Origin of the sequence: Planomonospora sp. ID67723 (genome assembly GCF_015711605.1) — a bacterium.
GTDB lineage: Bacteria > Actinomycetota > Actinomycetes > Streptosporangiales > Streptosporangiaceae > Planomonospora_A.
The window spans coordinates 559,230-571,887 of the sequence record NZ_JABTEZ010000005.1; the positions used below are offsets into that span (position 1 = coordinate 559,230).

12 protein-coding genes are annotated in these 12,658 nt (G+C 72.7%); 7 read left to right on the top strand and 5 right to left on the bottom strand.

The genetic code is table 11. The features are described 5' to 3' along the window. Positions 1–22: 22 nt before the first annotated feature. On the bottom strand, positions 23–1,000 hold the full coding sequence (locus HS041_RS33415; protein ID WP_196444837.1) for a pirin family protein: 978 nt from the start codon (positions 998–1,000) through the stop codon (positions 23–25). Between the two features lie 212 nt (positions 1,001–1,212). Here HS041_RS33415 and HS041_RS39840 point away from each other — a divergent pair, with 212 nt between their 5' ends. The 6 genes from HS041_RS39840 (at position 1,213) to ybiA (ending at position 6,553) form a co-directional block, all read left to right on the top strand. After that, positions 1,213–1,947 carry a lytic polysaccharide monooxygenase gene (locus HS041_RS39840; protein ID WP_196444838.1) on the top strand — a complete coding sequence of 245 codons (735 nt, stop codon included), beginning with the start codon at positions 1,213–1,215 and terminating at the stop codon, positions 1,945–1,947. A gap of 194 nt (positions 1,948–2,141) precedes the next feature. Then, positions 2,142–3,413: an extracellular solute-binding protein gene (locus tag HS041_RS33425; protein WP_307845567.1), complete on the top strand. Its 1,272-nt coding sequence runs from the start codon at positions 2,142–2,144 to the stop codon at positions 3,411–3,413. After that, positions 3,410–4,354, top strand: a complete 945-nt coding sequence (locus tag HS041_RS33430) for a carbohydrate ABC transporter permease (RefSeq protein ID WP_196444839.1) — start codon at positions 3,410–3,412, stop codon at positions 4,352–4,354. Before HS041_RS33425 ends, HS041_RS33430 begins: the two co-directional genes overlap by 4 nt. Next, positions 4,351–5,190 carry a carbohydrate ABC transporter permease gene (locus HS041_RS33435; RefSeq protein WP_307845568.1) on the top strand — a complete coding sequence of 280 codons (840 nt, stop codon included), beginning with the start codon at positions 4,351–4,353 and terminating at the stop codon, positions 5,188–5,190. The genes HS041_RS33430 and HS041_RS33435 overlap by 4 nt, the downstream gene beginning before the upstream one ends. Before the next feature lie 77 nt (positions 5,191–5,267). Further along, entirely contained in the window at positions 5,268–5,909 is a 642-nt protein-coding gene (locus HS041_RS33440; RefSeq protein WP_196444840.1) for a class I SAM-dependent methyltransferase, read from the top strand. An 80-nt stretch (positions 5,910–5,989) separates the two neighbouring features. Next, positions 5,990–6,553, top strand: coding sequence for a riboflavin biosynthesis intermediates N-glycosidase (gene ybiA, locus HS041_RS33445; RefSeq protein WP_196444841.1), 564 nt, complete (start codon positions 5,990–5,992; stop codon positions 6,551–6,553). A gap of 13 nt (positions 6,554–6,566) precedes the next feature. Here the strand turns inward: ybiA and HS041_RS33450 are convergent, their stop codons facing one another. After that, the gene (locus HS041_RS33450; RefSeq protein ID WP_307845569.1) at positions 6,567–7,466 is read right to left on the bottom strand and encodes an NAD-dependent protein deacetylase; all 900 of its coding nucleotides are present in this window, start codon (positions 7,464–7,466) and stop codon (positions 6,567–6,569) included. A gap of 127 nt (positions 7,467–7,593) precedes the next feature. After that, positions 7,594–8,082, bottom strand: coding sequence for an NUDIX domain-containing protein (locus HS041_RS33455; protein ID WP_196444842.1), 489 nt, complete (start codon positions 8,080–8,082; stop codon positions 7,594–7,596). A gap of 133 nt (positions 8,083–8,215) precedes the next feature. Here HS041_RS33455 and HS041_RS33460 point away from each other — a divergent pair, with 133 nt between their 5' ends. Further along, entirely contained in the window at positions 8,216–9,421 is a 1,206-nt protein-coding gene (locus tag HS041_RS33460) for a glycoside hydrolase family 1 protein (protein WP_196444843.1), read from the top strand. Positions 9,422–9,535: 114 nt separating this feature from the next. Here HS041_RS33460 and HS041_RS33465 read toward each other — a convergent pair whose 3' ends face one another. Together HS041_RS33465 and HS041_RS33470 are read right to left on the bottom strand one after the other, a co-directional pair. Further along, entirely contained in the window at positions 9,536–11,857 is a 2,322-nt protein-coding gene (locus HS041_RS33465) for a glycoside hydrolase family 3 C-terminal domain-containing protein (RefSeq protein WP_196444844.1), read from the bottom strand. A 22-nt stretch (positions 11,858–11,879) separates the two neighbouring features. Further along, positions 11,880–12,458: a TetR/AcrR family transcriptional regulator gene (locus HS041_RS33470; protein ID WP_374058918.1), complete on the bottom strand. Its 579-nt coding sequence runs from the start codon at positions 12,456–12,458 to the stop codon at positions 11,880–11,882. Positions 12,459–12,658: the final 200 nt, after the last annotated feature.

Sequence of the window (12,658 nt, forward strand, 5' to 3'; positions counted from 1 at the left end):
GGGAACCGCCACAGGCGCGGGATCAGCCGGTCGTACGGCCGTGCCGGTCGCGGGCCTTCAGCCGGACGGTCGGCATCTCCGGGGCGGGCAGCGGGTCGGCGTCGCAGCCGCCGACGGCGCCGAAGCGCCGGCCGGCCATCCAGTCGTCGCGCGCCCGCACGATCTCCTCGTGGGAGCGGCCGACGAAGTTCCACCACATCACCAGGGGCTCGTCGAACGGTTCGCCCCCGAAGACGAAGAGCCGGGCCGGGCCGGTGACGCCGACGGGTATCTCCGACCGGCCCCGGCCGAGATAGAGCAGCGAGCCCGGCGCCAGGGGCACTCCGGCGACCTCGGCGGCACCGGACATGACCAGCACGGCGTTCTCGAAGCCGGGATCGGCCGGGAGCCGGCAGCCGCCGGGACCGGCGAACGACACCTCGGCGGCGACCAGCGGGGTGTGCACGCGCGCGGGGGAGCGGGCGGATCCGAGCCCGCCCACCACGACGGTGACGGCCGCCTCGCCCTCGCGCAGCACCGGCAGCTCGGGATGGTGCTCGAACCGCGCCTCGCTGTGGCGGGCCTCCTCCGGCAGTGCCACCCACAGTTGCAGCCCGTGCATGCCGGGGGGATGGTCCGGTGGCGACTGCTCGGAGTGCGCGATGCCGCGGCCCGACGTCATCAGGTTGAGCTGCCCGGGGGTGATCGCCTGCGCGCTGCCCAGGCTGTCGCGGTGCATGATCTCGCCGTCGGCCAGCCAGGTGACGGTCTGAAGGCCGGTGTGCGGGTGCGGCGGCACCTGCATGCCCGGCCGGCCGCTGACGTCGTCCGGGCCGAAATGGTCCACGAAGCACCAGGCGCCGACCATCCGGCGCCGCCGTTGCGGAAGCAGCCTCCGCACCGTGGTGTACCGGCCCAGGGGCACGTCGTGGCCGGGCAGAAGAACGCTTTCCGGCTCGGTCCCGGCCGCCACCGCGCAGCCGTACACGGCCTGGTCCGGGGCGTGCTCTGAGTGGCTCATGATCCGACCCTACGGCCTTCCCTCCCCGGCTTCCCTCCGGCGGTGGCGAGGCCGGGAGCGTAGGGCCGGGGCAACAGGATCTCCCGCTTCCGACGGGCCGGCGGAGGCCCGCTCCCCATTGACACGGTCCAGGAAAAAACAGTTATACCGGCATTTACTGTTAGGAAACTTTCTTTTACATTTCAAGTAACCCCCCAGCAGAGGAGTGCTCCATGAGAAGAACGATCATGGTGGCGGTGATGGCGCTGGTGACTCTCGGAGCCACGGTCCTCACCGCCGCCCCGGCCCTGGCGCATGGGTACGTGTCGTCACCGCCCAGCCGCCAGGCGATGTGCGCCCAGGGCCGCGTCGCCGACTGCGGTCCCATCATCTACGAGCCGCAGAGCGTGGAAGGCCCCAAAGGCCAGCGCAACTGCCACGGCGGCGTCGCCCGGTTCGCCCAGCTCAGCGATGAGAGCAGGAACTGGCCCGCCACCTCCGTCGGCACCGGCGTCACCTTCAACTGGGTGCTGACCGCCCGGCACGCCACCAGCACCTGGGAGTACTACATCGGCGGCAACCGGATCGCGGTCTTCAACGACCAGGGCCGCCAGCCGGGTGCGACGGTGTCGCACAACGTGAGCCTGGCCGGTTACAGCGGGCGGCAGAAGGTCCTGGCGATCTGGAACATCGCCGACACGGCCATGGCCTTCTACTCCTGCATCGACCTGCAGATCGGCGGCGGTGGCGGCGGCAACCCGACCCCCACCCCCACTCCCACTCCCACGCGGACCCCGACGCCGACTCCCACCGCGACCGCTCCCTCGGGAACCTGGTCCGCCGGCACCGCCTACGCGGTGGGCGCCCAGGTCACCTACGGCGGCGCGAGCTACCGGTGCATCCAGGCGCACACCGCCTACGCCGGCTGGGAGCCGCCGAACGTCCCGGCGCTGTGGCAGAGACTCTGACCCGCCCGCGAGCGCTCATCCGGGAAGGAGCCGGACGGATCGCCTCCGCGGCGGGATGCCGCCGCGGCCCCGGATCCTGACGCGCCGCGGGAGAGAACGCATCGAAGAGGAGAACGCGGGGGCGCCCAGACTCGATCGGCGCGGAAACGCCCGGCGGGCCTGGACGCCCTTCCCTGCGTCGAGGAGTGATCACCGTGAGACGCGTAGAGATCCTGAAGATGTGTGCCGCCGGGGCGGCCCTGCTGACCCTCGCGGCCTGCGTGCCGTCGTCCCCGCCGTCATCGGCCGGCGGGGACGACAGGAGCGGGACCGTGCGGGTATGGCTCTTCGACGAGCCCAACCGCGCTCCCAAGGAGCGGGTCGTCGCCGAGGCGATCGAGGAGTTCACCGCGGCGCATCCGGAGGTGACGGTCGAGGTCGCCTACATCCCGACCTCACCGGCCAGGCACGAGAAGTTCAAAGGCGCGTTCAACGATCCGGCCAGCGCACCCGACATCGCCGAGTACGGCAACACCGACCTCGCCGAGTACGCCGCCGCGGGCGGGTTCGCCGACCTCGGCGCGGAGGTCCGGTCCTGGACGGAGGGCGGGGACATCGACGCCGACCTGCTGAAATCGGCCACCGCCGGCGGCAAGCTCTACGGCGTGCCGTGGTACATCGGTGTCCGCGCGCTCTACTACCGGACCGACGTCTTCGGCGAGCTCGGCCTGGAGCCGCCGGCCACCCTGGGGGAGCTGACCGCCGCCGCCCGCGCCGTCCGCGAGAGGAGACCCGATCTGTACGGCATCGCGGTCGGCGGCCAGTACACCTTCGGCGCGCTGCCTTTCATCTGGGACGCGGGCGGTGACATCGAGAAACTCGACAGCCCCGGGTCCCGCGAAGGCGTCAAGGCCTACACGGACCTGATGAGCGACGACATCTGCCCGCCGCAGGCGTGTGCCGCCCTGACCGGCGGCAGGACCGTCGAGCTGTTCGCCGGCGGCAAGGCCGCCATGGGCATCCTGGGCAACTTCAACCGCTCCGCGGTGGACGCGGGACCCGCCGCGGGAAAGTACGCGGTGGTGCCGCTCCCGGGATCCACGGCGGGCACGCCCGCCCCCGCGTTCGCGGGCGGCAACAACCTCGGCGTGATGCGCAGCAGCAGGCACCGCACGCTGGCCGTACAGTTCGTCCAGTTGCTGGCCGGCAAGACCTACCAGGTCAAGATGTACGAGGCGATGGGCAACCTGCCCACCCTGACCTCGGCCGGGCGGGAGCTGGCGGCCAGGGACCCCTTCCTCAAGCCGTTCCTCGACACGGTCGCCGCCGGCACTCGCTTCGTGCCCGTCGACCCGGCCTGGGTGAAGATCGACAACCAGAAGGTCATCCCGACCATGCTGCAGAAGGTCGCGACCGGGCAGGCCACGGTGGAGCAGGCCACCGACGAGGCCGCTGCGGCGGTGGACGCCGCCTTCGGCCGGTCATGACCACGGTCACCACCGCCCCGGCGGGCCCGGAGACCCCGACCCGCCGGGCGGCGCCCCGAACTCGCCGGAGGGACCGGCTGCGGCCCTGGCTCTACCTGATGCCCGCGGCGGCGGTGCTGCTCCCGCTGTTCGGCTACCCGATCTCCATGCTGGGCCTGCTGTCGGTGTTCGACTACCGGCAGGCGCAGGTCAGCGGCGGGGAGCCCACGACTTTCGTCGGCTTCGGCAACTACGCGGCGGTCCTGGGCGACCGGCGTTTCTGGTCGGTCCTCACGCAGACCGCGGTCTTCGCGGCGGCGCTCGTGGCCGCCACGCTGGCCGTCGGAGCGGCGCTGGCCGTGGTGCTGTCGAGAGCCGGGCGGGTGCCGCGCCTGCTGCTCTCCCTGGCGGCGATGGCGGCGTGGGCGGCGCCCGCGATGACCGGTTCCACGGTCTGGATGTTCCTCTTCGACACCGACCTCGGCCTGGTCAACCAGGTGCTGGGCATCGAGGGCTTCAACTGGTTCTACGACCGGTGGGTCGCGTTCGGAGTGATCGGCGCCACCGTGGTGTGGCACTCCTTCCCGTTCGTCATGGTGACCCTGTACGCCGGGATCCAGGCGGTCCCCGCCTCGATCCTGGAGGCCGCCGAGCTGGACGGGGCCTCGGCGTGGCAGTCGTTCTGGCGGGTGCTCGTGCCGGTCCTGCGGCCGCTGATCACGATCGTGGTCATCCAGTCGATCATCTGGGACTTCAAGGTATTCACCCAGATCTACGTGATGACCGACGGCGGAGGCATCGCGGGCCAGAATTCGGTGCTCAACGTGTACGCCTACCAGACCGCCTTCGGATCCTCCGAGTACGGCCTCGGCTCGGCGATCGGCGTGGTCATGACGCTGATCCTGCTCGCGGTCACCCTGCTCTACATCCGCGCGCTGTACCGCAGGGGAGAGAGCCTGTGAACAGGCCCCGGCTCGCGGCGAACACGGTGGCGGTGACCGCCGCCGCCGTGACGGTCTTCCCGATCTACTGGATGGTGCTCTCCGCGGTGAAGCCCGCGGGCGAGATCCGGTCGCTCCAGGCCCGCCCGTGGACCCTGGCACCCACGCTCGAGCACTTCCGGCGGGTGCTCGGCGCCGAGGACTTCGGCCGGTACCTCCTCAACAGCGCGGTCGTCGCGCTGTCGGTCGTCGCGCTCTCCGCGGTGGTGGCGTTCCTGGCGGCCTTCGCGGTGACCCGGTTCCGGTTCAGGTTCCGAACGAGCGTGCTGATCATGTTCCTGGTGGCGCAGATGGTGCCGGCCGAGGCGCTCACCATCCCGCTGTTCTTCCTGATCCGCGACCTCGGCGCGGTGGTGCCCGGCGTGGGGCTCAACACCCTGGGCTCGCTCGTCCTGGTCCATCTGGCCTTCTCGCTGCCGTTCGCGACCTGGATGATGCGGGGGTTCGTGGCGGCGGTGCCGGAGGCGATCGAGGAGGCGGCGATGATCGACGGCGCGAGCCGTACGGTGATCCTGTGGCGGGTCCTCTTCCCCCTGGTCGCCCCCGGCCTGGTCGCGACGAGCGTGTTCTCCTTCATCACCGCCTGGAACGACTTCATCTTCGCCAGGACCTTCATCATCTCGGCCACCCACAACCAGACCCTGCCCGCGGCGCTGCTCGTGTTCTTCAAGCCCGACGAGAACGACTGGGGCGGGATCATGGCCGCCTCGACGCTGATGACCGTTCCCGTCCTGGTCTTCTTCGTCGCGGTGCAGCGGCGGCTGGTCGCCGGGCTGGGCGGCGCCGTGAAGGACTGAGGGCGGCACGGCAGGCTCGCGCGGGCCGCTCCCCCGTCACCCGCTGATCTGTCGGTGCCGGTTGTCATGATGCCGTCATGGCATCGACTTCTTCCATCGCCGGATACTGGGACGCCGCGGCCGGACGGTTCGACGAGGAGGCCGACCACGGGCTGCGGGATCCCCGGGTGCGGGCCGCCTGGGGGCGGAGGCTGCGGGCGTGGTTGCCGGAGGACCCCTCAGACGTGCTGGACCTGGGCTGCGGGACCGGCTCGCTGATGCTGCTCCTGGCCGAGCAGGGGCACCGGCCGCTCGGCGTGGACCTGTCACCGAGGATGATCGCGCATGCCCGCGCCAAGCTCGCCGGGGTCGAAGCCGAGGCGCTGGTCGGGGATGCGGGGAATCCTCCGGTGGGGGAGCGGCGGTTCGACGCCGTGCTGGTCCGGCACCTGCTGTGGACACTGCCTGATCCGCGGGCGGCGCTGCGCCGCTGGATCGGCCTGCTCCGCCCGGGCGGCCGGCTGGTGCTGGTCGAGGGGCGGTGGAACGCGCCGTCGGGCGGCGCCGCCTACGTCGACGGGGCCGAGGCCATGCCGTGGATGGGCGGGGTGAGCGCCGGGGTCCTCGCGGGAGCCCTCCGGGAGTCGGCGGCCGATCTGCGGGTGGAGCCGCTGACCGATCCGGCGCTGTGGGGCCGGGAGATCGACGACGAGCGGTATGCACTGATCGCCGTGATCTGATCGCGGCGGGCACGAGGTCCGGCGGTCCCCGCGAGGGAAACCGGGTGGCCGCCGACCGGGCGTTCTGGGAGGGTTCGGGTATGACAGAGGCGGTGGACGTGCGCGACGTGGCAGGTCTGGTCGCGGCGGTGGAGCGAGGCGAGCGGGTCAGATATCTCATGTTCTGGGGGCACCGGCCGCCGCGCTCGGGCGGGGTCGGCGCGGGGTGCCTGTCGCAGTGGTGGCCGGCGGACTTCACCGTGGACGGGGTGCTCTACCGCAGCGCGGAGCACTTCATGATGGCGGCCAAGGCCCGGCTGTTCGGTGACGAGGAGACCGCGTCGGCGATCGTGGCGGCCGGGCATCCGAAGAAGGCCAAGGACCTGGGGCGGCGGGTGCGGGGCTTCGACGAGCAGGCATGGGCCCGGGCCCGCTTCGACCTCGTGGTCCGGGGCAACCTCGCCAAGTTCGGCCAGAATCCCGAGCTGGGGGAGTTCCTGCTGGGCACCGGCGAGCGGGTGCTGGTCGAGGCCAGCCCGGTGGACCGCATCTGGGGGATCGGGCTGGCGGCCGACGACGAGCGGGCCGGGCGGCCGGAGCAGTGGCGGGGGCTGAACCTCCTCGGGTTCGCGCTGATGGAGGCACGGCACGCACTGCGGCGATGACCGCGGCCGGGCGTCACCCGGCGAGGTCGAGCTCCGACAGGAGCGCGGTGAGGGTGGCGCCGAGGGGGGAGTCGAAGGTCAGGAGGGCGTGGGCGTCACCCCGGGTCGGACCCTGGTTGACGATCACGATGGGGATGGCCCGTTCGGCGGCGTGGCGGACGAACCGGTAACCGGACATCACGGTCAGCGAGGAGCCCAGCACCAGCAGCAGGCCGGCGCGTTCGGTCAGCGCGTAGCACTCCTCGACCCGGGGCCGGGGCACGTTCTCCCCGAAGAACACCACGTCGGGCTTGAGCACGCCGCCGCAGCCGTGGCAGTCCACGATGCGGAAGGACGCGACCTGGTCGTCGTCGAGTACGGCGTCGCCGTCGGGGTTGATCGCGCCGGTCTCGGCGTGCCAGCCGGAGTTGGCCTCACGCAGGCGCTCGTCGAGCAGCAGGCGGGGGGTGCGCTCGCCGCAGCCGAGGCAGCGGACGCGGTCGAGGCTGCCGTGCAGCTCGACCACCTGCCGGGTGCCGGAGGCCTGGTGCAGGCCGTCGACGTTCTGGGTGATGACCCCGGAGAGCAGCTCCCGCTCCTGGAGCCCGGTGACCGCGTGGTGGCCGGCGTTGGGGGCGGCACGGGCGATGTGCCGCCATCCCAGGTGGCTGCGGGCCCAATATCGTCTGCGGGCCGCGGCGCTGCCGGTGAACGCCTGGTACGTCATCGGCTCGGCCGGCCGCCTGCGGCCGGTCTCCCCGCGGTAGTCCGGGATGCCGGACTCGGTCGAGATCCCGGCCCCGCTCAGGACCACCACCTCGCCGTCCGCGACGAGATCGGCCAGCATCCGGAGCCGGGGGCCGGCGACCGTGCCCGAGCGGCCGGGCGGCGCACCGAAGACGCCGCCGGAACCCTCGTCCAGCGCCTGAGTCACCTGTCCATGGTGCCCGACGTCCGCCGCTGCTCGGTGCAACGGGGTGAGCAGGGGCGGCAGCCGTGTCGCGGGGCGTCACCGCTCCCGGCGGCTCCGGCGCCCCTGTCCCGCCCGCCGCGCCGTCCCGTCATCCCGCGGCGAAGTACTTCGCCGCGATCCGGGTGTGCAGCGGGAACGCCAGCTCCCGAGGCCGGTCGATCAGCAGCCACTCCGTCGTCTCGGCCGTGGGCACGACCGGCGGGAGGGAGGCGGAGCCGGTGCGCGGCCCCAGGCCGAAGATCAGCACGGTGCCGTCCGGGGCGCTGAGCACGTCGAACAGCCGCACCTCGTCCGCCCCGACGACGACGCCCGTCTCCTCCCGGAGCTCCCGTACGGCCGCCTGCTGCCAGGACTCGCCCATGTCGATGAAGCCGCCGGGCAGGGCGAGCCCGCCGCGGTGCGGCTCGACGGCGCGGCGGACCACCAGCAGGCCCTCGTCCACCGGCAGCACCATCACCGCGACCGGCAGCGGGTTGAGGTAGGCGGTGTTCCCGCAGCCGGAGCAGGTCCGCGGCCAGGCCTGGCCGGGAGCGTAGGCCGTACCGCAGAAGGAGCAGTGCGAGTTCCTGGTCGTCACGAGCGGAGGCTAGCAACACCCCGGCCCGCCGCGGACCCCGGCCCGCAGGCCCGTGCGAGAAAATTAACCAACTGGTAGGTTTTTCGTCGGTCCTCGCGGTGACCCGTACGGCGAGGCAGACAAGGGAGACGGCATGGAACTCTCGTTCCCGGACGGTTTTCTGTGGGGGGCGGCGGGCAGCGCTCACCAGACCGAGGGCAACAACGTCTCCAGCGACCTGTGGGCGCTGGAGAACGGTCCCGGCGGCCCGCTGCCCGAGCGCAGCGGGGACGCCTGCGACGGCTACCACCGCTGGCGCGAGGATCTCGACATCGTGCGGGACCTGGGCCTGACCTCCTACCGCTTCGGCATCGAGTGGGCGCGCGTGGAGCCGGTGGAGGGCCGGATCTCCCGGGCGGCGCTGGCACACTACCGCCGCCTGGTCGAGGGCTGCCTGGAGCGCGGCCTGACCCCGGTGGTGACGCTGCACCACTTCACCAGCCCGCTCTGGTTCCAGCAGGAGGGCGGGTGGCTGTCCGGCGAGGCGGTCGCACGCTTCCGCCGCTACGTGCGGGCGGTGCTGCCGATCCTGGACGGCGTCGAGTGGGTCTGCACCGTCAACGAGCCCAACATGCTCGCGATGGTGGCCAGCATGATGAAGCAGGGCAAGCGCGAGGAGGGCGTCGCCGGGGCCATGCCCCCGCCCGACCCGGCGGTGGCCGACGCCCTCGCCGCCGCGCACCGCGCCGCGCGCGAGGAACTCGGTACGGCGGGAGTCAAGTCCGGCTGGACGGTCGCCAACCAGAACTTCGAGGCCGCGGGCGGCGCGGAGGCGGAGCGCGACGCGTGGGCGTGGCCGCGTGAGGACCGGTTCCTGGAGGTGGCCGCGGGCGACGACTTCATCGGTGTCCAGGCCTACACGCGCGTGCTGGTCGGGCCGGACGGGGCGCTGCCGGTGCCGGACGGCGCCCGCCGCACCCTCATGGGGTGGGAGTTCTACCCGGCGGCGCTCGGCAACGCCGTACGGTACACGGCGGCGAGGCTGCCGGGGGTACCGATCCTCGTGACCGAGAACGGCGTCGCGACGGCGGACGACGCCGAGCGCGTCGAGTACACGCGCGGCGCCCTGGCCGGGTTGCACGGCGCGATCTCCGACGGGATCGACGTGCGCGGATACCTCCACTGGTCGCTGCTGGACAACTACGAGTGGGGCTCCTGGCGGCCGACCTTCGGACTGGTCGCGGTGGACCGCGAGACGTTCGAGCGGACGGTCAAGCCCAGCGCCCGCTGGTTCGGCGGGGTCGCCCGCACCGGCGTGCTGCCCGCCGGGGCGGTCCACGAGGAGATGTCACCCGCCTGAGCCCGTACGGCGGGCGACCCGGTGACCCCGTGCGTTCACCGGGTCGCCCGCGCTTGAGCCCGCACCCGGTAGGGGGCGGGGTGACCGGGTGCGCTCAACCGGTGCGGGAGGCGATCACCTCGGCTGCCGTCCTCGGTCGTCCTCCTGGGCGGCGGCGACGAGCCGGTCCACGACCTCCGAGGTCAGGCCGATGCCGAAGGTGCTGAACTTGATCAGAGGGAAGCCGAGCGCCATGCCGAGCAGCGCCGGGTCGACCCGGTCGAGCGCGGCCATCGCGGGCGCGTCGCCGAGCACCTTCCGCAGCGCCGCGCCGCCGGCGGGGTGGGCGAGCCACTCGCCCAGGGTGGACATCCCGCTCAGCGGGGCCGTGTAGCCGTCGCCCGGAGTGGTCAGCCCGGCGCGCAGGCGGATGTCGCGCGAGGAGGACCCGACCTCGACGGTGAAGGCGCCGGGGTCGATCCTCCAGTCCTTGCGGGACACCGACCACTGCGCGACGTCCCGCCCGGTGAGGGCGAAGCGGATCCGCTCGGCGGCCCCGGGCTCCAGGCCGACCTTGGCGAAGCCGCGCAGCTCGTGCCGGGGGCGGGAGGGCCGCTCCTCCTCGAACGCCACGTACAGCTGGACGACCTCGTGCGCGAAGCGCTCACCGGTGTTGGTGACGGTCACCTCGACGCTCCACTCGTTGCTCCCGGTCTCGCGGGCGTCGAGGTCGGAGTACTCGAACCGCGAGTAGGTCAGGCCGTGGCCGAAGGGGTAGGCGACGTCCGTGCCGAGCGTGTCGTGGTGGCGGTAGCCGACGTAGCGGCCCTCGCCGTACACGACGTGCCCGTCGGCGCCGGGAAAGTGCAGGTGGGAGGGGACGTCGGAGAGGCGGTTGGGGATCGTCTCGGTGAGCCGGCCCGACGGGCTGTGCGCGCCGAGCAGCAGGTCGGCCAGGGCGGACCCGCCCGCCTGGCCGAGCAGCCATCCCTCCAGGATCGCCGTGGCCGCGTCCTGCCACTCGGCGACCGACACGACCGCCCCGTTGGACAGGACGACGACCACCCGCGGGCAGACCTCGGCCACCCGGCGCAGCAGGGCGACCTGGACGGCGGGCAGCTCGATGGTGGTGCGGTCGAAGCCCTCCGACTCCGCGGCGTCCGGCAGGCCCAGGAAGACCAGCGCCGTGTCGGCCTCCGCCGCCGCGGCCACCGCCTCCCGCTCGAGCTCGGCGTCGGGCGCGCCGTCCAGCCGGTAGCCCGCCGCGAAGGCCAGCTCGATGCTCCCGGAGGACTGCCCGGCGGCAGAGCTCAGCGCGTCCCAGGCGTTGTCCAGGCGGGTGGGGACCACGTGCGAGCTGCCACCGCCCTGGTAGCGCGGGGTACGGGCCAGCTCTCCCAGTACGGCGACGCGCCGGGAGACCGCCGGGTCCAGGGGCAGGACGGCGCCGTCGTTCTTCAGCAGGACGGCCGAGGCGCGGGCCGCCTCGCGGGCGATCTCGTGGTGGGCGTCGGCGTCCCAGCCGTCGAACCTCTCCCTGCCCCCGGTCCGCCGGGCGAGCGTGAGCAGGCGCCCGGCGGCCAGATCCAGCGCGGCCTCGGGCAGCCGGCCGGAGCGCACCGCCTCGACGATCTCCCCGTCGGTCCCGGTGGGCGGCATCTCCAGGTCGAGGCCCGCCTCCAGGGCCGCCACCCGGTCGTTGACCGCGCCCCAGTCCGACATCACCAGCCCGTCGAAGCCCCATTCGCCGCGCAGCAGCTCGGTCAGGAGCCACCGGTTCTGGCTGGCGTAGACCCCGTTGATCCTGTTGTAGGAGCACATGACGGTGTACGGCCGCGCCTCGCGCACGATGTGCTCGAAGGCCGGCAGGTAGATCTCGCGCAGGGTCTGCTCGTCGACGTCGGCGCTGACCCTCATGCGGTCGGTCTCCTGGTTGTTGACCGCGAAGTGCTTGACGCACGCCCCGACGCCGAGGGACTGGATGCCGGTGACGACGGCCGCGCCCATCACCCCGGTGAGGTGGGGGTCCTCGGAGAAGTACTCGAAGTTGCGGCCGCACAGCGGCGAGCGCTTGATGTTGACCCCGGGGCCGAGCACGACGTCGGCCCCGAGTGCGGACGCCTCGCGCGCCAGGGCCGCGCCCACCCGCCGGGCCAGTTCCGGGTCCCAGGAGGAGCCGAGCGCGACGGCGGGCGGGAAGCAGGTCGCCGGCACGCTGTCGTGGATGCCGAGGGCGTCTCCCGTGCTCTCGGGCTGGCGGCGCATCCCGTGCGGGCCGTCGGAGAGTGTGAGGGCGCGCACCGTGCCCGGGACGGCCGTGGTGTGCCAGGTGCCGCTCCCGGAGGTGAGCGAGGCCTTCTCCTCCAGGCCGAGGCCGGCGACCTCCTCGGGAACGGGGCGGGAGATCTCCTCCGAGGTGGGACGGAGGGGCGACGCTTCGCGGCCGGTCTGTGTCATGGGGGCCTCGTGTTCGTGGTCGTCAGGGATGGTGCGGCCGGTCCGGCTGCGCGTGTACGGCCGCCGCGTCCAGGTCCAGGCCCAGCTGGCCGAGGAAGGCGACGACCGACGCGCGCATGTCGACCGCCTCCGGTTCGAGCAGCCACTGGGTCTGCAGGCCGTCTACCAGCGCGATGAGCTGCTGGGCGACGGCGCCCGGGTCGTGGCCCAGCGGGGGCGTGACCCGGGAGAACAGGGAGGAGAGCAGCCAGGCCGCCTGCTTGCGCAGCCGCCGGTAGCGCTCGACGAAGTAGTCGTGCGCGGGATGCTCCGGGTCGGCGGCCTCGCCGGAGATCTTCACGTAGAGGCCGACCAGTCCGGGGGTCCGCATGTTCCGCGCGACCTGGTCGATGACCCGTTCGAGGAGTTCCTCGGGGCCGGCCTCGTGGTCGGGCCCGGTCATCACCCTGGCGTCGACCTCGTCGCGGCGGCTGAGCACCTGGATGAGCAGGTCGTCCTTGCCGGGGAAGTGGTGCAGCAGCCCGGCGTGGGTCAGGCCCGCGTGCGCGGCGATGTCGCGCAGGGACACGGCGTGGAAGCCGGAGCGGGAGAACAGCTCCATGGCTGAGTCGAGGATGCGCGAGCGGGTGCGCTCGCCCTTGCGCCCTCGGCGTGGGATCGCTTCGGTCACCGACCGGCCTTTCTGCGGTCTGGGCATGTGGGGTCTCGGGCACGTGGGGTGCGAGTACGTGCCGCGGTATCGCGAGACTAGCCCGGCCCTCTGCGGCTCACATTAAACCTACCACGTGGTTAGTTTTGGGG

Bases quoted from the DNA above. Each gene is read 5' to 3' on its own strand.
- HS041_RS33440 (WP_196444840.1), top strand. From the start codon at position 5,268: ATGGCATCGACTTCTTCCATCGCCGGATACTGGGACGCCGCGGCCGGA.
- HS041_RS33430 (WP_196444839.1), top strand. From the start codon at position 3,410: ATGACCACGGTCACCACCGCCCCGGCGGGCCCGGAGACCCCGACCCGC.
- HS041_RS33460 (WP_196444843.1), top strand. From the start codon at position 8,216: ATGGAACTCTCGTTCCCGGACGGTTTTCTGTGGGGGGCGGCGGGCAGC.
- ybiA (WP_196444841.1), top strand. From the start codon at position 5,990: ATGACAGAGGCGGTGGACGTGCGCGACGTGGCAGGTCTGGTCGCGGCG.
- HS041_RS33470 (WP_374058918.1), bottom strand. From the start codon at position 12,458: ATGGAGCTGTTCTCCCGCTCCGGCTTCCACGCCGTGTCCCTGCGCGAC.
- HS041_RS33415 (WP_196444837.1), bottom strand. From the start codon at position 1,000: ATGAGCCACTCAGAGCACGCCCCGGACCAGGCCGTGTACGGCTGCGCG.
- HS041_RS39840 (WP_196444838.1), top strand. From the start codon at position 1,213: ATGAGAAGAACGATCATGGTGGCGGTGATGGCGCTGGTGACTCTCGGA.
- HS041_RS33465 (WP_196444844.1), bottom strand. From the start codon at position 11,857: ATGACACAGACCGGCCGCGAAGCGTCGCCCCTCCGTCCCACCTCGGAG.